Below are 20,023 nucleotides of genomic sequence, written 5' to 3'. Positions count from 1 at the left end.
TGCAGCGCCGGTGTGCGGCGCGCTGGCTGGCGGCGATTGCGTTGAAGGAATGACGGCGCCGTGCGCGCCGGTCAGCAGCGGATGGAAGCGGTGATCTTCCGGGTGATGCGGCGGGGTGATTTCGACGTGCGAAATTCTTGCATCGCACTGCCGCATCCGCCATCCCGCCGTGGTACAGCGTCAATGGCGATGCGTATCCAGTGGCTATACGCAGGTATAGAACTGAATCTGGCTAGCGTGTGGCCTCGGACTGCTTCCACTCATCGATCTGAGCAACAACAGCAGCATGCAGCTGGGCGGCATCAAGCTCATACGCAAGACGGTCCGCGTCATCATTGCAATACATGTCAGCAGCACAGAAGACGCCGGACAGGCATGTAGCAAGCACTGCGTCATCCTGCTGCAGCAAGCCGAGATCCCGCTCGATCTTCCACAGCTCGATGTACGACTCCGCAAAGATCTGCGCCGTTATCCGCTCGCTTGCGAAGGACTGAGCGAACGCCATCAACGTGCGGCTCATGGTGCTGGCCGGGTCATTGCAGGACGAAGCGCTCGATCGCCTTGGCCACGCCTTCATCCGCGTTGGTCGCGGTCTCGAAACGCGCGGTAGCTTTCACCGCATCGATGGCATTGCCCATCGCCACGCTGGTGCCGGCGTACTGCAACATGGTCAGGTCGTTTTCCTGGTCGCCGATGGCCATCACGTTGGCGCGGTCGATGCCCAGGTGCTCGGCCAGCTTCTGCAGGCTCGGGCCCTTGCCGGCGCGGCGGTCGAACACTTCGAGGAAGAACGGCGCGCTCTTCAGCACCGCGAAACGCTCGGTCAATGCGGTTGGCAGGCGCGCGATGGCCGCGTCCAGCACGTCCGGCTCGTCGATCATCATCAGCTTGATGAAGGACATGCCCGGGTCCATGTCGGCCACGCGGCGGTATGACAGTGGCATGCGCGAGAGATGCGAGTCGGCCACGGTGTAGATGCTGATGTCCTGGTTGGGCGTGTACATGCGCTGTGCGTCCAGTGCCTGGAAATGCACGCCGATCTCGCGGGCGACCTGTTCGCAGTACACGAAGTCGTCGAAGCTGAGCGGATACTCGACCACCGTCTCGCGCGGGCCGATGCGCTGCACCAGGCCTCCGTTGCAGGCGATGCAGTAGTCATCGTCGCCCTCGATGCCAAGCTCATGCAGGAACGGCGCCAGCCCCGGCACCGGGCGGCCACTGGTCAACACGATATGCACGCCCAGCGCGCGCGCCTCGGCGATGGCCTGTTTTACCCGCGGAGTGAGCTTGTGGGCGAGGTCCAGCAGGGTGCCATCCATATCGATGGCGACCAGTTCGATGGTCGATTGCCTGCGACCCATGTCCATCATCTTCAACCAGTGCGGGGGACCCCCATTTTAGGCCAGGCCGCCTGGCGCTGCCGGCCTCATGGATCGTTCACCTCCGCGCAGCGCTGGCCGGAGATACTCGTCGGGCCTGTGCGTCCCCCACCGCAGGACGGCCCTATCGACCGCCCTTCCCTGGACATTCTTTCGACGCATGACCTACCAAGCGCCCGACACCAGCGACACCGCCCCGCTGGCCCAGCAGATTGAAGACCTGATCGACGGCCTGCCCGGCGACCACATCCGTGTCGGCACGCTGCTGCATGCGCTGGGCGACGAGGGCCTGATGCTGGTGGTGATCCTGCTGTCGGCGATCTTCCTGATTCCGGTGTCGATTCCCGGGCTGAGCACGGTATTCGGTGCGTCCATCCTGCTGATCGGCCTGAGCCGGGTGCGCGACCGTCCGCTGTGGGTGCCGCAGCGGTTGGCCGACAAGCAGATCGCCACCGACAAGCTGAAGGCCAATCTGGGCCGTGCCCTGAAATGGGTACACCGGATGGAGCGGCTGTCGCGGCCGATGCGGCTGGCAGCGATGGTGCGCTCGAAGAAGATGATGCGGTTGAACAATCTGGCGCTGGTGTTCGCCACGATCCTGCTGATGCTGCCGGCCGGACCGATTCCCTTCAGCAACACGCTGCCCGCGCTGGCGCTGATGTCCTTTGCGATCGGATTCATCCAGCGCGATGGCGCCGCAGTGGCGGCCGGCTACGGCTTCGTGGTGGCGTCGGTGGTGTACTTCGGCGTGCTGCTGGGCGGTGTGGGCTTTGCGGCCGAATCGGTGTTCAGTGGGCTTCGCACGGGACCATCAGCGCTGTAGAGCCGAGCCCATGCTCGGCTGCTCTTCCATTTGGACATGGCAACCCCGCGCTGCGCACGTCAGCCGAGCATGGGCTCGGCTCTACAACACGGGTGATGCGCGGGTGGCCGGTTACTTCGCCGATACCCGCCACACCACGTCGCCCACATCGTCGGCGACCAGCAACGCACCCTCCGCATCGATGGCCATGCCGACCGGCGCGCCCATCAGCGTCTTCTCATCCTTGGACGCGAACCCGCTCACCACCGCTTCCGGCCGGCCGGCCGGCTTGCCGTCCTTGAACGGCACGTACACCACTTCGTAACCGCTCAGTGGCGAGCGGTCCCAGCTGCCGTGCTCGCCGATGAAGGCGCCGCCGTGATACTTCGCCGGCAACGCCTGGCCGGTATAGAACAGCAGGCCCAGCGGTGCCACGTGGGAGCCGATGGCAAAGTCCGGGCGGATCGCCTTGGCCACCAGGTCCGGCCGCTGCGGCTGCACGCGCTCGTCCACGTGCTGGCCGTAGTAGCTGTAAGGCCAGCCGTAGAAGCCATGCTCCTGCACCGAGGTGAGGTAGTCCGGCACCAGGTCGGCACCGATCTCGTCGCGCTCGTTCACCACTGCCCACAGCTTGCCGGTGCTCGGCTCCCAGTCCAGGCCGGTGGGGTTGCGCAGGCCCGAGGCGTAGATGCGGCTGCCGCTGGTGGCCACGTCCACTTCCAGCACCACCGCGCGGCGGTACTCGACGGCCAGGCCGTTCTCGGTGATGTTGCTGTTGGAGCCCACGCCCACGTAGAGCTTGCTGCCATCGCGGCTGGCCAGCAGTTCCTTGGTCCAGTGGTGGTTGATGGTGCTGGGCAGGTCGGTGAACTCGCTGCCCTTGTCGGACATGCGGGTTTCGCCGGGCACGTAGTGGTACTTCATGATGTTGCCGGTGTTGGCCACATACAGCGTGTCGCCGATCAGCTGGATGCCGAACGGCGAGTGCAGGTTTTCGATATAGACGTGCTGGGTCCAGGCGTTGGTACCCGGCGTGCGCCGCAGCAGGGTGACCCGGTTGCCGCCCTTGCCGGCCTTGCCCGAGCGCGCCTTCACCTTGCCGGCAATCCACTGCTTGGGCGTGGTGACCGGCTCTTCGCCCGGGCCGTTGCCTTCCACCACCAGCACATCGCCGTTGGGCAGCGACAGCAGCCGGCGCGGATGCTGCAGGTTGGCAGCGATGCGTTCGATCTTCAGATCGTCGGCCACCGACGGTGCCTGGCCCTCGGCCCAGCCCACGCCCTTGGGTACCTGCATCGGCGGCATCAGGTAGTTCTGCGGCGCGGGCAGCGGTGGCTGCGCACCGGACTGATCGGCCGGGTGGTATTCGGCTTTGCCGGCACATGCGGCCAACGTCAATGCCAGCGAGAGCACGCCCACGGCGGGCAGGATGCGCTTAGCCATGACGGGCTCCTTGCAGCACCGGCTGCTGCAGCGAAAGCAGGATGAAACCGAGCGCGATCAGCGCCACTGTCAGCGCGGAAAGGAGGGTGCCCGGTACGGCAGCTGCATAGGCGTCGCGGCTGTGCACGAAGGCGTTCCAGATGGCCAGCACGATGGCGACCAGGTTGAGCAGGAAATCGAGGCGGTCGGTGCCGGTGGCGGTGCCGTTGCGGCGCCAGACCGCGAACAGATTGATCAGCCGCGGCAGGATCGCGATCAGCAGGCCGAAGGTGATCAGCCACGCCGCCGATTTGCCCCACATCACCTCGGCGGTGTTGAGGTAGAGGATGTCGAAGATGAGGCCGGCCACGAAGAAGCCGAACGGTATCGGATTCAACAGGCTGAAGAGTGTAGTGCCGAGGCCGCGGTGGGCCTGGGCGACAGGGTTGACCATGGTCGTGCTCCGTACGGGGAAGGGCTGCACGGGCTGTAGTAGCACAGGGGGGCGGGAGGGGGTGCGATGACCTGGTAGATCCACGCCATGCGTGGATGCGCGGTGCCAACCAAGGTTGGCATCTACCGGGGCTCAGGCCAGAGCGGCGCAGTCGTGATTACCAGGCGGCATAAGTGTTTGTGACGCATTTGGCACATCAGCACATTGGCTGTGTGAAGAGGTAGGGGGTTGTTCGTTGTGTCGCGTTTGGCTCGTTGCGATGGGGCAGATCCGCCCCGCCGTCCTGCCATGCCGATTCACAACAGAAGGATTCGTGTATGAAGCGACACACGCAACGCTCCGCGCCACCGCGCTCTGCGCGCCTGGCCCTGGCCACTGGCCTCGTACTGGGCAGTCTGGCCCTTACCGCCCACGCGCAACAGGCCGATCCGCTGGCGGGTATCCAGTGGCATCTGCTCAATACCGGGCAGACCGTGCCAGCCGATACGCTGCCGGTGGCCGGCAATGATCTCAACGTCGATGGCCTGTTCCGCAATGGCATCCGTGGCCAGGGCGTGGTGATCGGCATTGTCGATGACGGTCTGCAGATCGCCCACCCGGACCTGGCCGCGAACGTGGCGGCGGTAGCCGGCAAGAACTTCGCCAATGGCTCCAACAACCCGACGCCGTCCAATCCCGATGCCGACAACCACGGCACGATGGTCGGCGGCATCGCCGGTGCCGTGGGTGCCAACAACCTGGGTGTGCGCGGCGTAGCCCCGGCGGCGACGCTGAAGGGCTTCAACGTGTTGGCGTCCAATGCGCAGGGCAACCAGCAGAGCAACATCGAATACGCCTGGTGGGATGGCGCTGAGTCGGCCGATGTGCAGGTGTTCAACAACAGCTGGGGCGCGGGCCCGGGCAACCCCAACCTGCCCGTTGCCTACAGCCAGAACACGGTGAGTTCGTACGAGCAGGCACTGTCGGGCACCCGCGGTGGCCGCGGTGGCATCTACGTAAAGTCGGCCGGCAACAACTTCAACAACGCCTCGATCAGCCAGACCCAGGACGTCTGCACCACCGATACCAAGAACCGCAATACGGGCTGCGTGCCGGCGGGCCGCGATCCGCGCAACAACCTGTTCAACGTGATCACCGTGGGTGCGGTGCGTGCCGACGGCGTGCGTTCGTCGTACTCGTCCACCGGTTCGGCACTGTGGGTGTCGGCCTTCGGTGGCGAATACGGGCTGCAAGCGCAGTACGCACCGAACCTGGTGGCGCGCGCGTACGACCCGGCCATCGTCACCACCGACGTGACCGGCTGCACGCAGGGCAGCAACAAGAACACCAACCGCCAGAACACGCTGGACAGCAACCTGTCGGCCATCGACAGCACCTGTAACTACACCGCAAAGATGAACGGTACGTCGGCGTCGGCGCCGATGGTGTCGGGCGTGGCGGCGCTGGTGCTGGAAGCGAATCCGAACCTGTCCTACCGCGATGTGAAGTACATCCTGGCCACCACCGCCACCCGCAACCACCCGAACCAGCCGGCAGTGACGCTGGCCGACGGTCGCACGCTGGTGCCGGGCTGGACGGTGAACGCCGCCAACCGCGCGTACAGCAACTGGTACGGCTTCGGTGTGGTCAACGCGGCGCGTGCAGTGCAGGTCGCCGAGACCTTCCAGTCGTTGGGCCCGCTGGTGGACAGCGGCTGGCGCACCACGACGCGCACCGTTGCCATCGGCAACACGACCAACGCGGCTGCGCGGTTGACCTTCCAGGTGGCCAATGGCGCACGCAACATCGAGTCGGTGCAGCTGGGCTTCCGGGTCAACCACAGTAACACCCGCCAGCTGCAGTTCGTACTGGTTTCACCCAGTGGCACGCGCAGCGTGGTGCAGCCGGCCTTCACCGCCATCGGTTCGGGTACCGGCGGCGTGCAGCGCAACTTCACCAACTGGGATCTGCTGTCCAGCAATGCCTTCCTGGATGAAAACGCCACCGGCACCTGGACGCTGGAAGTAACCGACATGGGGCAGGCCGCGAACGCTGCATCGCGTGGCAACCTCGAATTCTTCAAGATCCGCGTTCTGGGGCACTGATGATGAAGACGACCATTCTGTTGAGCACCCTCGCCTTCGCGGCGATGACCTCCCCTGCCTGGGCACAGAGCTCGGGGCAGACCCCACCGGCCCGGAGCCTGTCCACCGTGGATGCGCAGGAACTGAAAGCCTCCGCCACCGGCCGTTCGTTCGACGTTGGCGGCGCGCGTTTCCAGCTGTCTCCTTCGACCACCGTGAAGCAGGCCGCCGGCGGTCAGTTCACGATCACCCCGCAGGCGGCGGCGAGCACGACCGGCGCGCGCAGCAAGCGTTCGCTGGATAGTGCAGCAGCAGGCGGCGCTGATGCCGGTGCCGGCAAGTTCGCGGCGGCGGTATCCAATGATGGTGCGCCGGTGGTGGCGACCTCGCGGGTAAAGGTGTTCTTTACCGATGCGGCGTCTGCACAGCGCGCGGCGAAGGCCACCGGCGGCACCGTGGTGAAGGTGTCCAAGGCCGCTGGCCTGGCCATCGTGGAGTACCCCTCGGTGAATGCGGCGCTGGATGCGAGCACCAAGCTGCTGTCGACCGCGGGCGTCAAGGCGGCGGAGCCGGACGTGGTGCAGTGGGAAGAGAAGAAGTGATCTAAGGCGTTGCGTGGTGCCCCCGGTCGGTTGGCTCTCCTGGCCGGCCGGGGGATTGGTGCATGGATGATCGTGTCGACCAAGGTCGACACCTACCGGGGACCCTCACCGCGAGCGTGCCGTGGACGTGTAGAGCCGAGCCTATGCTCGGCTGCTGTCCCTAGTGAATGTCGCAAACGCCACGTGGCACGAAATGCGTCCAGCCGTATCCTGATGTCCTCTCAATCGAGCCGGGTACTCGGCGGGGGCTGCACGTTGGATGTTGCTATCACTGGAGATCAGTACGCCGCACTGCAGAAGTTCGTTGCAGCGATTTCCGCAAGGAACCGCGAAGTGCTGTCAGAGCGATTTCTTGTTCCAGTAGACGTCATCGACGAGATCTTCGAAGCAATCAACGACTATTTTGACGAAGGAGTGGTCCTCACAGTTCCGATGACTGGAATGGCTGCCATTCCGGGGGATTCGCGACCACCCGTGGATGCCTATCGAGCCAACGCCGGGACCGTTATTGTCGATTGCGTACTGTTCGCTGACGGAATTCCTGACCAAGCATCCTTCATGTCGGGTTCTTGGATGACTCCGACCGTCTCCACTATCGATACGTCGGCTCTTGACGCCGTTAGTCAGCCGCGACCCTGTCGGGACGGGTCGCGCTGAGCCGAGCATGGGCTCGGCTCTACAGCTGTGCCAACCAAGGTTGGCACCTACTAGGAGCAGATCCGGACGCGCCAACCAAGGTTGGCACCCACCAGCGTCAGCGCGCGGCGAGTGAGTCGCTATGGGCGAGGCTACAGCTGGCCAGTGCTTCACTGCCGGCAGCCGGGTGTTCCGGCTCCAGCAGCAACCGCTGCACGTCCGAGAACAGCTGTTCCACCGGCATGCCATAGGGTGCGAACAGGCGCAGGCGGCCCTGGCGGTCGAACACGTAGCCGCCGGCGATGTGGCTCATCGTGTAGGTGTCCGGCAGCTGCCCGGGCTCTTTCTCGTAAAACGCCTTGAAGTCACTGGCCATCGCCGAGAGCTGTGCTTCATCACCCACCAGTGCAATCGCCTTCGGGTCGAATGCGTGCACGTAGGTGTGTGCGACTTCGGGCGTATCGCGCGCCGGGTCCACGCTGACGAACACCACCTGCAGCTGATCGGCATCCTTGCCCATCAGGTGCTTTACCTGGCTCAGCTCGACCATGGTGGTCGGGCACACGTCCGGGCAGCTGGTGAAGCCGAAGAACAGGTAGGTCACCTGCCCCTGCAGGTCCTTCGGGCCACGCAGGGTGCCGGCGCTGTCGGGCATGGTCCAGTGCTGGCCCAGTTCCTCGCAGGCGATGTCCTTGGAATAGAAATCCATGCGCGACTGCGCGCTGCAGCCGGCCAGCAGGCCGAGTGCCAGGCCTGCGGCAAGCAGCGGCAGGCGAAGGGAACGAACAACGGAAGCAACACGCATCACGGGTACCACCAACACGAGGTGGGCGCGGTCTCGGTCAGGCCTGCCCTGGGGGGAGAGAGGGCTGAGGTGCCAGGGCGATCGCGCACTCCATGCCGATCGCCCCGGCCACGGTCAGTTGATCATCATGTGGTAGTGCATGCTCCAGATGATCCAGATCGACAACGCGACCACGATGAACAGGATCACCAGGGTGAACACGAAGCTGGCGAGGTTCCAGCCACCTTCGGACTTGCGGTCCATGTGCAGGAAGTACACCAGCTGCACCAGGATCTGGGCGACGGCGAAGCCGACCAGCAGGAACAGCGTGACCGGCCGCGACAGCACCGGGTTCATCACCAGCGCGAACGGCACCACCGTCAGCAGCGCGCACAGCACGAAGCCGATCAGGTAGGACTTGGTGGACCCGTGCGCATTGCCGGCGCGCGAGGTTTCGACGTGGGCCATGTCAGAAGGCTCCGATCAGGTAGACGAAGGTGAAGACGCAGATCCACACCAGGTCCAGGAAGTGCCAGAACAGGCTCAGGCAGGACACGCGGGTGATGTTGGTCGGGGTCAGGCCACGGCGATACACCTGGTGCATCACCACCGCCATCCAGATCAGGCCGCTGGCCACGTGCAGGCCGTGGGTAGCAACCAGGGCGAAGAACGCCGACAGGTAGGCACTGGTGCTGGGCCCGGCACCTTCATGGATCAGGTGCGAGAACTCGTACAGCTCCATGCCGATGAACGAGGCACCGAGCACGAAGGTCACGCCCAGCCAGCGCAGCACCGCTGCCTTGTCCAGGCGATGCATGGCCAGCACGGCCTGGCCGTAGGTGATGCTGGACACCAGCAGGATGAAGGTCTCGGCCATCACGAACGGCAGCGAGAACAGCTCCTTGCCGGTGGGGCCGCCAGCGTAGGCAGTGCTGAGCACCGCGTACGAGGCGAACAGCGAGCCGAACAGCACGAGGTCGGACATGAGGTACACCCACATGCCGAACACTTTCATGCCGCCCTGTTCGTGGGCATGATCGTGCTCATGGTGGTCGTCGTGGACCAGCGCATCGCTGTCCAGCTGCGGACGGGTCAACAGGTTCATGCACGCACCTCCTGCAGCTTGGCATGGTTGGCCGCTTCGGTACGCGCCACCTCCTCGGAGCTGACGTAGTAATCCACGTCCTCGTTGTAGGAACGCGCGATCAGGGTGACGATCATCGCGATGAAGCTGGCACCGGCCATCCACCAGATGTGCCAGACCAGGGCGAAGCACAGCACCAGGATCCAGACGTTGAGGATCAGCGGCACGCCTGTGTTCTTCGGCATGTGGATCGGCGCGTACTTCTTCGGCGGCGGCGGCAGGCCACGCTTCTTCGCTTCGTGGAAGGCGTCCAGCTCATCGGCCTTGGGCACCACGGCGAAGTTGTAGAACGGCGGCGGCGACGGCGTGGCCCATTCCAGCGTGCGTGCATTCCACGGGTCGCCGGTGAGGTCGAGGTTGCGCTTGCGGTCACGCACGCTGACGTAGATCTGCACCAGCATCAGGATGATGCCTGCGAACACGAACAGCGCACCAATGAACGCAGCGATCAGGTACGGCGTCCACGCCGGGTTGTCGTACTGGTTCATGCGTCGGGTCATGCCCATGAAGCCGAGCATGTACAGCGGCATGAAGGCCAGGTAGAAGCCGATCACCCAGCAGGCGAAGGACCACTTGCCCAGGCGCTCGTTGAGGGTGAAGCCGAACACCTTCGGGAACCAGTAGACGAAGCCCGCCAGATAGCCGAACAGCGCGCCGCCGATGATGGTGTTGTGGAAGTGGGCCACCAGGAACAGGCTGTTGTGCAGCAGGAAGTCCGCGCCCGGGATGGCCAGCAGCACGCCGGTCATGCCACCGATGGTGAAGGTGACCAGGAAGGCGATGGTCCACAGCATCGGCACGCTGAACTCCACGCGGCCTCCGTACATGGTGAACAGCCAGGTGAAGATCTTCACGCCGGTGGGGATGGCGATGATCATCGTCATGATGCCGAAGAAGGCATTGACGCTGGCACCGGAGCCCATGGTGAAGAAGTGGTGCAGCCACACGATGAAGGACAGGACGCCGATCGCCAGGGTGGCGCCGACCATCGACTTGTAGCCGAACAGCTTCTTGCGCGAGAACGTGGCGGTCACTTCAGAGAAGATGCCGAACGCCGGCAGCACAAGGATGTACACCTCCGGGTGGCCCCAGGCCCACACCAGGTTCACGTACATCATCGGGTTGCCACCCAATGTGTTGGTGTAGAAGTTGAAGTCCAGGTAGCGGTCCAGGGTGAGCGCACCCAGAGCCACGGTCAGGATCGGGAAGGCGGCGATGATGATCACGCTGGTGACCAGCACGGTCCAGGTGAACACCGGCATCTTCATCAACGTCATGCCCGGCGCACGCATGCGCAGGATGGTGATGAACAGGTTGACGCCGGTCAGCAACGTACCGATGCCGGACGCCTGTAGCGCCCAGATGTAGTAATCGACACCCACGCCTGGACTGAACTCGATGCCCGACAGCGGCGGATAGGCAACCCAGCCGGTCATGGCGAATTCGCCGACACCCAGCGAGATCATCATCAGCGCAGCGCCGACCACGAAGATCCAGAAGCTGAAGGCGTTGAGGAACGGGAACGCCATGTCGCGCGCGCCGATCTGCAGCGGCACGATGATGTTCATCAGGCCGACCACGAACGGGGTGGCCACGAAGAAGATCATGATCACGCCGTGCGCGGTGAAGATCTGGTCGTAGTGTTCCGGTGGCAGGAAGCCATCACTGCCCGGCCCGGCGGCCGCCAGCTGTGCGCGCATCATCAGCGCATCGGCGAAGCCGCGCACCAGCATGACCAGCGCGACGACCACGTACATGATGCCGATCTTCTTGTGGTCCACGGTGGTGAACCAGTCGCGCCAGAGCACGCCCCACAGCTTGAAGTACGTCACCGCGCCGAGCAGCGCGAGGCCGCCCAGCACCATGGCCGCCAGCGTGACCACCACGATCGGCTCGTGCAGCGGCACGGCCTCCCACGTCAATTTACCCAACATGTTCGTTACTCCTGGGAAACCTGGGCACCGGCGGCCGTACCGGCCGGGGCCGCAGCAGCGGTGTTCTCACCGACACCGATGAACTGGTCGATGACTTTCTTGAACAGCAGCGGTTCAACGCTGGAGAAGTGCTGCACCGGCGCGTTCTTCGACGGTGCGGCCAGCGCCTTGAACTGCTCGAAGCTGAGCGCATCCGGCGCGCTGCGCACCTCGGCCACCCAGCGATCAAAGTCTTCGTTGCTGCTGGCGGTGGCCATGAACTTCATGTTCGAGAAACCATGGCCGCTGTAGTTGCCGGACATGCCACGGAACTGGCCGGGCTCGTTGGCGATCAGGTGCAGCTGCGTGCGCATGCCGGCCATCGCGTAGATCTGCCCACCCAGCTGCGGGATGAAGAAAGTGTTCATCGTCGAGTTGGAGGTGATGTTGAACGCCAGCGCGCGGTTGGCCGGGAAGTTGAGCTGGTTGACTGTGGCGATGCCGAGGTCCGGGTAGACGAACACCCACTTCCAGTCGGTGGCGATCACGTCCACGTGCAGCGGCTCACCGGCCACGTCCAGCGGCTTGTACGGGTCGAGCTCGTGGGTGGATTTCCACACGATCACCGCCAGCACCGCGATGATGATCAACGGCACGCCCCAGACCACCACTTCCACCTTGGTGGAGTGCGACCAGTCCGGCGTGTACTTGGCCTTGGTATTACCGGCGCGGAAGCGCCAGGCGAATACGAAGGTCAGCACGATGGCCGGCACGACGACGATCAGCATCAGGCCGATGCAGATCAGGATCAGGTCGCGCTGTGCGATCCCGACCATGCCTTTCGAATCCAGCAGCACCCAGTCGCAGCCCGTCAGGGCGATGCAGGCCAGGGCGACCAGCGCCAGGCGGATGCGGTTCCAGCAGATATTCATTGGAGGTCAACCCTGTTGAAGATGCGCGCTTGACCGGCTCGCCTGCGCGCAGCGCCCGGGCGTGGAGCGGCTACACTGTGGGTACGAGGTCGCCTACAAGCAGGCGAACCAATCCAATCAAGCCCATACAAGATACAGCATTGTATGGACTTGTGCATCTGTACGTATGGAAAAATCCGACCGATGACGCCTCCTGCTGCCGGCCGCCGCCTGAAACACCCCAACAGGACCTGGGTTCGCCCCTTCCGCGAGGGCGCAGGACCGCTGTACCTGCAGATCGCCCAGCAGGTGCGCGAAGCAGTGGATGACGGTGTGCTGCGCCCGGGCGACCGCCTGCCACCGCAGCGCGATCTGGCCCAGCAGGTGGGCGTGGACCTGACCACGGTCACCCGCGCCTTCGCCGAACTGCGCCAGGCCGGGCTGCTGGACGCGCAGGGGGCCGGCGGCACCTTCATCGCGATGTCCGCCGGCAACCGCAGCACCTCGGTCGACCTGAGCATGAACATACCGCCACTGCTGGGCAGCGCGCCGTTCGCGCAGGGCATGGAGGCCGGTTTCCAGCACCTGGGCCAGCAGCTGGGCCAGGGCGAGCTGATGAGCTACCACGTCGGCGCCGGCAGTCGCGACGACCGCGCGGCGGCCGCGCAATGGCTGGCGCCGATCCTCGGCCCGGTGGGCGCCGAGCGGGTGGTGATCTGCCCGGGCGCGCAGACCGCACTGTGTGCGCTGATCCTGGCCCGCACCCAGCCGGGCGAACTGATCGCCGCCGAACAGCTGACCTACCCGGGCCTGCTGGCCGCTGCGCGCGTGCTGCAGCGGGGCGTGGTGCCGGTGGCGATGGACGCCGAGGGCATGTTGCCCGATGCCCTGGAAGAGGCCTGCCAGCTGCGTCGGCCGCGCCTGCTGTACCTGGTGCCGACCATCCAGAACCCGACCACGGCAACGATGTCGGCACAGCGCCGGCAGGCCCTGCTGGCGGTGGCGCGGCGGCACGAACTGACCGTGGTCGAGGACGATCCCTACTGGCTGCTGGCCGGCGATGCCGCCCCACCACTGGCCGCGCTGGCCGACGGTGGCTGCCCGGTCTACTACATCTCCACCCTGTCCAAGTGCCTGGCCCCCGGCCTGCGCACGGCCTACCTGGTGGTGCCGGCCGGCCAGCCGATGGAGCCGGTGCTGGACGCCCTGCGCGCCATCGCGCTGATGCCCACCCAGTCGATGGTGGCCGTGGCCTCGCACTGGATCCGCACCGGCCAGGCGCAGGCGATGGTGCAGCGCTTCCAGCAGGAACTGCGCGAGCGCCAGGCCATCGCCGCCCGCTACCTGCCGGCCCGCCGCCAGGCCCATCCGGCCGGCCTGCATGTGTGGCTGCCGTTGCCGCCGCGGCTGGACCAGTACCGTTTGATCCAGGCCGCGCAGGAACAGGGCCTGGGCATCGCCAGCTCCGACGCCTTCAGCGTGGAGGAACCGCCACCGGGCAACGCCATCCGCCTGTCGCTGGGCGGTGCCGTGGACCAGGAGGCCTTGGCCGGCGCGCTGGCCAAGCTGAACGAGATTCTGTCCGAGGCACCCGACGCGCGGCATTCGGCGATCGTCTGAGCCACCCCGTGAGCCATAACCATACAAGATGATATCTTGTATGTAATGTATGGACCGAGGGACGTGCCGTCGATGGCCGCCGACAAACTGAAGTTCCACCTGGTGATGGCCGGCTGCGGCGGCTTCGTCGTGCTGATGCTGGCCGCCCTGGCCTGGGTCTGCCTGCAACCGCAGACCGTGGATGTGCAGGCCGCCGAGCGCCACGCCATCCAACAGTGCCTGCAACGCAGCGAGGACGCGGCGCGCAGCGAGATCCAGCGCCGCGCCCAGGCCGATTCGTGCCGCGAGATGCGCAAGCAGTACGTGCACAAGTTCGGCGAGGACGGCTCCTGATGGGCGCAGCCGCGCCGCGTCCACGCCGCTCGATGCTGCCGATGATGATCGCCCTCGCCTGCCTGTTCATGGCCGGCGTGGCGGCGGCCCTGTGGGAGTACTTCGGCTATGGCGAGCAGTCCACGTTCGCCGAACAGGCCATCGTCTTCGATGACTCGCAGTTGCGGTTGCCGGCGGAACTGGCCGGCGACACCGGCCGCATCCGCGTGGTGCATTTCTGGGACCCGGCCTGCGGCGTGTGCAACCGCGAAACCGGTGCGCACCTCAGCTACCTGATCAGCATGTACCGCCGCGCCGGCATCGACTTCTATGCGATCCGCCGCCCAGGCACCGAAGGTGAACTACCCGAGCCGCTGCGCAACAAGGTGATCAACCTGCCGACCATCGACGGCATCGAGAACATTCCGGCCAGCCCGGCGGTGGCGATCTGGGACCGCCAGGGCCACCTGGCCTATGCCGGCCCGTACAGCATCGGCATGGTCTGCAATTCGGCCAACAGCTTTGTCGAACCGTTGCTGGACAAACTGGTGCGCGGGGAAACCGTGCGCCCGAAAGGACTGCTTGCCGTGGGCTGCTACTGCCCCTGGCAGGCCAAGCGCTGAGGACGCGCGATGACATCACCGATGCTGGCGGGTGCAGCCGCCACAAACAACAACGGCGGTCGCCTGTCCGAACCGACCGATGGTTATGGACAGGCTCCCGCCGTTGGAAGCAACGATACGCCCCGACATCCTCCGTACATGCCGCGACCCGATGTCGCAGGGCCTGGCGTCGCAGGGCTGGGCTGGGTGCAGGACGTGCACGTGCACAGCGGCCCGATCTACCTGCGCATCGTCAACACGCTGGAACGCACCATCAATCGCGGCGGCCTGGCGCCCGGGCAACGACTGCCTTCGCAGCGAGCGTTGGCGCAGCAGCTGGGCGTGGACCTGACCACGGTAACCCGTGCGTTCGATGAAGCACGCAAGCGTGGACTGATCGAAGCACGTGGGCCACAGGGAAGCTTCATCGCGCCGCCCAAGGCGGGTTTTGATCAGGCCGTCGATCTCAGCATGAACGTGCCGCCGGTACCCGACGCCGATGCACTGGCGGACATGCTGCGTCGAGGCGCAGCGGCGGTGCTCGCGCGCAGCAATGCGCCGAACCTGATGACCTATCACCTCGGCGGTGGCAACCCGACCGATCGCCACGCGGCGGCGCGCTGGCTGCAGCCGATGCTGGGCACGGTGGACGATGCACGCCTGTTGCTGACCGAAGGCGCGCAGGTGGCCCTGGCGGCGATCCTGGTCAGCCAGGGACGCGAGGGCGATGCGATCCTCTGCGACCGCTTGGTGTATCCGGGCCTGCTGCAGGCGGCCGCCGCATTGGGACGGCGGCTGGTCACGGTGGAGGGCGACGAGCAGGGCATGTGCCCCGATGCGCTGGCACGCCGGGCGCGGGAATGTGGCGCGCGCCTGGTCTACCTCAATCCCACCTGCCAGAACCCGACGGCGCTGACCGTGCCCACCGCGCGGCGCGAGGCGCTGGCGCGGGTGCTGGAGCGCGAAGGCCTGCTGGCGATCGAAGACGATCCGTACTGGCACCTGGCCGTCACCGCGCCGATTCCGCTGGCGACACTGGCGCCCCGGCACGTGTTCCATGTAGCCACCCTGTCGAAGGTGATCAGCCCCGGCCTGCGTACCGCGTTCGTGCAATGCCCGAGCGCCGCCCACGCCGAGGCGATGGCTGCCGCACTGCGTGCCACGCGGTTGATGGGCCATCCGCTGGTATCCGCGCTGGCCAGCCAGCTGCTGCTGGATGGTTCGGCGCAGGCGCTGCTGGTGCAGGTGCGCGAGGAAGCACGCGAGCGTACGCGGATGGCGCGGTATCTGCTGGCGCCCTCACTGCTGGAGCGCGCCGATGGGCTGCATGCGTGGTGCCGGGTGCCAGCACCGTGGACCGACGCCACGCTGGTGCGTACGGCACAGCTGCAGGGCTTGGCGATCGCGCCTTCATCGGCGTTCTGTCCGCCGGGCGCACCGTTCGCAAGCGGGGTGCGGTTGTCGTTGGGGTTGGCTGCGGACCGGCGGCAACTGGAGAACGCGCTGCGGCGGATCGATCGGTTGTTGTTGTCCGACGCGCTGCCGGCGATCGAGCGGTAGGCGGAGAGCATCCACGCATGGCGTGGATCTACTGGGCCAATTCACGCCATGCGTGGATCCGGCGCCAACCAAGGTTGGCATCTACCAACGCGGCGGGCGTTCAGGCCAGTACGGCCAGCGCCTGCACCAGCGCATCCATCTGCGCGGGGCGGGTGAACACCGATGGCGTCACCCGCACGCAGGCGCCGGAATCCAGGCCATCGCGATGCGTGGTGAATATCCGGTGCTCCTCCAGCAGCCGTTTCTGCAGCGCCTGGTTGTCTTCCATCGAGGTATGGCCACGCAGGCGGAAGCTGGCCAATGCACTGGCCAACGCCGGATCCGGCGACGACAGCACCTCGATATGCGCCATCTGCCGCGCTGGCACCGTCCACCGCTCGCGCAGATAACGCAGGCGCGCCTGCTTGTTGGCTGCACCGATGCGCTGATGCAACGCGATGGCCTCGGGCAGCGCCAGATAGGCAGCGAAGTTGACCGTGCCAGTGTGCACGCGACTGCCCACGCGACCATCGTCGGTCTCACCCATGTAGGGATCCAGATCGGCCACGCGCCCCTTGCGTACGTACATCGCGCCCACGCCCACCGGTGCGCCGATCCACTTGTGCAGGTTGATGCCAACGAAATCGGCCTTCAGCGCCGGCACCGCGTAGTCGATCTGGCCGAAGCCATGTGCGGCATCGACGATCACATCGATGCCACGCGCACGCGCACGCTCGGCGATCTCCGCCACCGGCAGCACCAGCCCATGGCGGTGGCTGACCTGGGTCAGCAACACCAGTTTCAGGCGCGGCAGGCGCGCGAACGCGTCATCGTAGACCTGCAGGATCTGCTGATGGGTTGGCACCGCCGGCAGTGCGATGCGCTCGACCTGCACGCCACGACGCTGCTGCAGCCAGTGCATGGCGTTGATCATGCTGTCGTAGTCGATATCGGCGTACAGCACCTGGTCGCCGGGCTGCAGGCGGTTGTAGCCGCCGATCAACGCCAGCATCGCTTCGGTGGCACCGCGGGTCAGCGCGATCTCGTCCGCACCGACACCGAGCATGTCGGCCACCTGCCGGTGCACGGCCATGTACTGCGCCGGGAACGCATGGCGGCCGTACCAGGCGTTACCACGATTCACTTCGGCGGTGTGGCGCTGGTAGCTGGCCAGGGTCTCCCTGCCCATCGCGCCCCAGTAGCCATTCTCCAGGTGGTTCACTTCATCAGTGATGTCGAAATGGCTGGCGACGGCGGACCAGTACGACTCGTCACGGGCCAGCACATCCGGCGTCGTGGAAGGTGCGGGAATGTCCATCGGCACAGCGTAGCGCGTGCCTGCCGGGGCAGCCAGCGCGGCCAGCGCCGCACTGGCCGGCAACAGCGCACCCGCGCGCAGCAGGGAACGACGGCGGCTGTCCATCAGAAGGTCAGCCGGTACTGCGCGTACACATTGGCGCCGTCGGTGTCATACGGCGCGTTGCGCGAATAGATCAGGCCGCGGCTGGCCTGGAACGTGGCTTCATCCGGGTAGCGGTCGAACACGTTGTCTGCGCCCACGCGCAGGCTGTGGTGTTCGTTGATGCGATAGCCCACGGCCAGGTCGAGGAAGGTCATCGCACCGAACTGCTGGTAGATGTCGCCCGTAGCGTTGCCGGTGGAGTCGGTCCACTTGCCGTAGTAGCGAACGCGCGCCATCAACGACCACGCGCCGACGTCCCAGCTGCCGGTGAAGCTACCCTTGTGCTCGGGCAGGCGGTCTTCGAACAGCACGCGCTGGGTCTCGTTGGTCGCCACCGAGGTGCTGCCGTTGTCGACGCGGGTCTGGTTGTAGTTGTAAGCCAGGGTCAGCGTCATGCGTCCGGCGCCCAGATCGCGCAGGTAGTTGCCGACCACGTCCACGCCGGTGGTGGTGGTGTCGAAATCGTTGGTGAAGTAGTTCACCGAGGTATAGCCCAGCGGGTTGGGCGTGCCGGCCGGAATGGCGAAGCTGGCCGACTGGCTGAAGCGGTCGCTGAGCGTGATCCGGTAGACGTCGACCGACCCTGAAAGCCCCATGTCGGTGCGCCAGGTCAGGCCGAGCGAGGCGGTGCGCGACTCCTCCGGGGTCAGCGGCTTGGCGCCCAGCAGCTGCGCCAACGGATCGCTGGGCGACAGGCGGCCGCTGGTGAAGATCTGCAGCGTGCGCGTGTCCAGGCCCTGGGTGGTGCTGGTGGTGTTGAGCTGGGCCGGGGTGGGCGCGCGGAAGCCGGTGGACAGGGTGCCGCGCAGGGCCACGTCCGGGGTGATCGCAAAGCGCGCCGACAGCTTGCCATCCACCGTGCTGCCGAAGCTGGAAAAATCTTCATAGCGACCGGCCGCGCCGATGCTCCAGCGCTCGCCCAGCGGCACTTCCATGTCCACGTAGGCGGCCTTGCTGCGCTGGCTCCACTGCCCGGCCTGGCTGGCCGAGAAGCCCGGCGCGCCGTTGGAATTGGCTTCCAGGCCCGCCGCCGCACCGCGGCCCACCGCATACGAGGCGGGGTCGCCGGCGCGCACCTGGTAGGTCTCCTGGCGGAACTCGGCACCGAAGGCGACGTTGATCGGCTTCGACAGCGCGGCCACGTCCCATTCGTAGTTGAAGTCCGCATTGGCGTTCTTCTCGGTCTGGGTCAGCCGGCCGAGGTCGAAGGAGGTCGGGCTGTCCGGGCCAAGCGAGGCATTGATCGAGTTGTCCAGGCTGTAGTCGATGGCATTGCGGCCATACGAGGCGCTCAGGTCCCAGCGCAGCTTGGGCGTGATCTCACCGCGCAGGCCAGCGACCAGCTGCAGGTCGTTCTGCGTGTTGCCGTACTGCGGGCTGAAGCCAACCGGATACAGCGAACGCAGGTTCCAGCCCGGGAAGATGCTGGTGGTACGGTACGCGCCAGTGGTGGTATCCGGGTTACGCCAGTTGAAATCGCTGACGCCATCGCTGTGGCTGTACAGGCCGAAGGCATAGAGCTCCAGGGTGTCGCTGGCATTGGCCTTCAGGTTGAAGCCCACGCGGCGGCTTTCCAGCTCCGGCTGGCCCCAGCGCTGCACCGGGTTGGGCACCTGCAGTTCGGGATGCGCGGCCTGGAAGGCGATGGCATCCGGACGCTGGCGGGTGCGCGAGGTCGCATCGGAGTTGGATGATTCGGCGAACAGGGCCAGGCTGCCGTAGTCCCCCAGCGCCCAGCCGGTGCGTGCACTGAAGTCGCGCGAGGCGCCATCGCCCTGCGCGTACTGCGAATAGCCCGCGGTGATCTCGGTGCCCGGGCTGTCTTCCAGGATGATGTTGATGACGCCGGCAATGGCATCCGAGCCGTACTGCGCCGACGCACCATCGCGCAGCACTTCGATGCGCTTGATGGCACTGGTCGGGATCTGCGCCAGGTCGGCGGCCTGTGCGCCGCGGTTGCCAAGCAGGGCACTGCGATGGAAGCGGCGGCCGTTGACCAGCACCAGCGTCTGGTCCGGCGACAGGCCACGCAGCGTGGCCGGACGCACGAACACCTGGCCATCGGCCATCGGCAGGCGCTGTACGACGAACGACGGCACCAGCTGCGCCAGCACGTCCTTCAGGTCGGTGGAGTCGACCGACTGGATGTCCTGCTTGGTGAACACGTCCACCGGCGCCAGGGTTTCAAACTGGGTGCGGTTGGAGGCACGGGTACCGGTGACCAGCATCGCGTCAAGCTGGGTGGGTGCGGTGTGGCTGCCACTGCTGCTGGTGCCTGCCGTTCCGGCATCTGCTGCGATCGCGCCTCCTGCGCTGACCAGACCAAGGGCGAGGAGGATGGAACGCGACAGCTTCGAACGATGCACGGCGGAACTCCG

Annotated in this window: 19 protein-coding genes; 8 read left to right on the top strand and 11 right to left on the bottom strand. The window is 65.9% G+C overall.

The window, feature by feature from the left end; all coding sequences use genetic code 11:
• Nucleotides 1-232 precede the first annotated feature (232 nt).
• Together MRBLST15_RS17800 and yidA are read right to left on the bottom strand one after the other, a co-directional pair.
• Nucleotides 233-520: a colicin immunity domain-containing protein gene (locus tag MRBLST15_RS17800; RefSeq protein WP_265951597.1), complete on the bottom strand. Its 288-nt coding sequence runs from the start codon at nucleotides 518-520 to the stop codon at nucleotides 233-235.
• Between the two features lie 13 nt (nucleotides 521-533).
• Nucleotides 534-1,367, bottom strand: a complete 834-nt coding sequence (gene yidA / locus MRBLST15_RS17795) for a sugar-phosphatase (protein WP_367787116.1) — start codon at nucleotides 1,365-1,367, stop codon at nucleotides 534-536.
• 172 nt (nucleotides 1,368-1,539) lie between these two features.
• Between yidA and MRBLST15_RS17790 the strand changes: the two genes are divergently transcribed.
• Nucleotides 1,540-2,202, top strand: a complete 663-nt coding sequence (locus MRBLST15_RS17790; RefSeq protein ID WP_265951594.1) for an exopolysaccharide biosynthesis protein — start codon at nucleotides 1,540-1,542, stop codon at nucleotides 2,200-2,202.
• Between the two features lie 111 nt (nucleotides 2,203-2,313).
• Here MRBLST15_RS17790 and MRBLST15_RS17785 read toward each other — a convergent pair whose 3' ends face one another.
• Both MRBLST15_RS17785 and MRBLST15_RS17780 read right to left on the bottom strand, forming a co-directional pair.
• A complete protein-coding gene (locus MRBLST15_RS17785) occupies nucleotides 2,314-3,624 on the bottom strand; it encodes a PQQ-dependent sugar dehydrogenase (protein WP_312704602.1) in 1,311 nt (436 codons plus the stop codon).
• The gene (locus tag MRBLST15_RS17780) at nucleotides 3,617-4,057 is read right to left on the bottom strand and encodes a DUF2231 domain-containing protein (protein ID WP_089237509.1); all 441 of its coding nucleotides are present in this window, start codon (nucleotides 4,055-4,057) and stop codon (nucleotides 3,617-3,619) included. Before MRBLST15_RS17780 ends, MRBLST15_RS17785 begins: the two co-directional genes overlap by 8 nt.
• A gap of 317 nt (nucleotides 4,058-4,374) precedes the next feature.
• Here MRBLST15_RS17780 and MRBLST15_RS17775 point away from each other — a divergent pair, with 317 nt between their 5' ends.
• The 3 genes from MRBLST15_RS17775 (at nucleotide 4,375) to MRBLST15_RS17765 (ending at nucleotide 7,379) form a co-directional block, all read left to right on the top strand.
• A complete protein-coding gene (locus MRBLST15_RS17775; protein ID WP_312704600.1) occupies nucleotides 4,375-6,141 on the top strand; it encodes a S8 family serine peptidase in 1,767 nt (588 codons plus the stop codon).
• Nucleotides 6,141-6,722 (top strand): S8 family serine peptidase, encoded by a 582-nt coding sequence (locus MRBLST15_RS17770; RefSeq protein ID WP_312704599.1) that lies wholly within the window; start codon nucleotides 6,141-6,143, stop codon nucleotides 6,720-6,722. The genes MRBLST15_RS17775 and MRBLST15_RS17770 overlap by 1 nt, the downstream gene beginning before the upstream one ends.
• Before the next feature lie 213 nt (nucleotides 6,723-6,935).
• Nucleotides 6,936-7,379, top strand: coding sequence for a hypothetical protein (locus MRBLST15_RS17765; RefSeq protein ID WP_367787113.1), 444 nt, complete (start codon nucleotides 6,936-6,938; stop codon nucleotides 7,377-7,379).
• A gap of 97 nt (nucleotides 7,380-7,476) precedes the next feature.
• On the opposite strand, the gene MRBLST15_RS17760 is transcribed toward MRBLST15_RS17765, so the two are convergent.
• From MRBLST15_RS17760 to cyoA, 5 genes are all read right to left on the bottom strand, one after another.
• Nucleotides 7,477-8,163, bottom strand: coding sequence for an SCO family protein (locus MRBLST15_RS17760; RefSeq protein WP_099819954.1), 687 nt, complete (start codon nucleotides 8,161-8,163; stop codon nucleotides 7,477-7,479).
• A gap of 114 nt (nucleotides 8,164-8,277) precedes the next feature.
• Nucleotides 8,278-8,610: a cytochrome o ubiquinol oxidase subunit IV gene (cyoD, locus tag MRBLST15_RS17755; RefSeq protein ID WP_025877422.1), complete on the bottom strand. Its 333-nt coding sequence runs from the start codon at nucleotides 8,608-8,610 to the stop codon at nucleotides 8,278-8,280.
• 1 nt (nucleotide 8,611) lies between these two features.
• A complete protein-coding gene (gene cyoC, locus MRBLST15_RS17750) occupies nucleotides 8,612-9,247 on the bottom strand; it encodes a cytochrome o ubiquinol oxidase subunit III (protein ID WP_080149637.1) in 636 nt (211 codons plus the stop codon).
• Nucleotides 9,244-11,220 (bottom strand): cytochrome o ubiquinol oxidase subunit I, encoded by a 1,977-nt coding sequence (gene cyoB / locus MRBLST15_RS17745; protein WP_367787110.1) that lies wholly within the window; start codon nucleotides 11,218-11,220, stop codon nucleotides 9,244-9,246. The genes cyoC and cyoB overlap by 4 nt, the downstream gene beginning before the upstream one ends.
• A gap of 5 nt (nucleotides 11,221-11,225) precedes the next feature.
• On the bottom strand, nucleotides 11,226-12,131 hold the full coding sequence (gene cyoA, locus MRBLST15_RS17740) for a ubiquinol oxidase subunit II (protein WP_205405255.1): 906 nt from the start codon (nucleotides 12,129-12,131) through the stop codon (nucleotides 11,226-11,228).
• A gap of 183 nt (nucleotides 12,132-12,314) precedes the next feature.
• Here cyoA and MRBLST15_RS17735 point away from each other — a divergent pair, with 183 nt between their 5' ends.
• From MRBLST15_RS17735 to MRBLST15_RS17720, 4 genes are all read left to right on the top strand, one after another.
• Entirely contained in the window at nucleotides 12,315-13,730 is a 1,416-nt protein-coding gene (locus tag MRBLST15_RS17735) for a PLP-dependent aminotransferase family protein (RefSeq protein WP_367787108.1), read from the top strand.
• 72 nt (nucleotides 13,731-13,802) lie between these two features.
• A complete protein-coding gene (locus MRBLST15_RS17730) occupies nucleotides 13,803-14,063 on the top strand; it encodes a hypothetical protein (RefSeq protein WP_265951585.1) in 261 nt (86 codons plus the stop codon).
• Nucleotides 14,063-14,665 carry a DUF6436 domain-containing protein gene (locus tag MRBLST15_RS17725; RefSeq protein WP_367787106.1) on the top strand — a complete coding sequence of 201 codons (603 nt, stop codon included), beginning with the start codon at nucleotides 14,063-14,065 and terminating at the stop codon, nucleotides 14,663-14,665. Before MRBLST15_RS17730 ends, MRBLST15_RS17725 begins: the two co-directional genes overlap by 1 nt.
• 9 nt (nucleotides 14,666-14,674) lie before the next feature.
• A complete protein-coding gene (locus tag MRBLST15_RS17720) occupies nucleotides 14,675-16,204 on the top strand; it encodes a PLP-dependent aminotransferase family protein (RefSeq protein WP_367787104.1) in 1,530 nt (509 codons plus the stop codon).
• A 100-nt stretch (nucleotides 16,205-16,304) separates the two neighbouring features.
• Here MRBLST15_RS17720 and MRBLST15_RS17715 read toward each other — a convergent pair whose 3' ends face one another.
• The gene (locus tag MRBLST15_RS17715; RefSeq protein WP_265951582.1) at nucleotides 16,305-17,606 is read right to left on the bottom strand and encodes an aminotransferase class V-fold PLP-dependent enzyme; all 1,302 of its coding nucleotides are present in this window, start codon (nucleotides 17,604-17,606) and stop codon (nucleotides 16,305-16,307) included.
• The gene (locus tag MRBLST15_RS17710) at nucleotides 17,606-20,011 is read right to left on the bottom strand and encodes a TonB-dependent receptor plug domain-containing protein (RefSeq protein ID WP_367787102.1); all 2,406 of its coding nucleotides are present in this window, start codon (nucleotides 20,009-20,011) and stop codon (nucleotides 17,606-17,608) included. Before MRBLST15_RS17710 ends, MRBLST15_RS17715 begins: the two co-directional genes overlap by 1 nt.
• Nucleotides 20,012-20,023: the final 12 nt, after the last annotated feature.

The organism is Stenotrophomonas sp. LST15-1-1.1, assembly GCF_040815575.1.
Classification (GTDB): domain Bacteria; phylum Pseudomonadota; class Gammaproteobacteria; order Xanthomonadales; family Xanthomonadaceae; genus Stenotrophomonas; species Stenotrophomonas lactitubi_B.
This window is presented reverse-complemented; position numbering and strand designations above follow the sequence as displayed.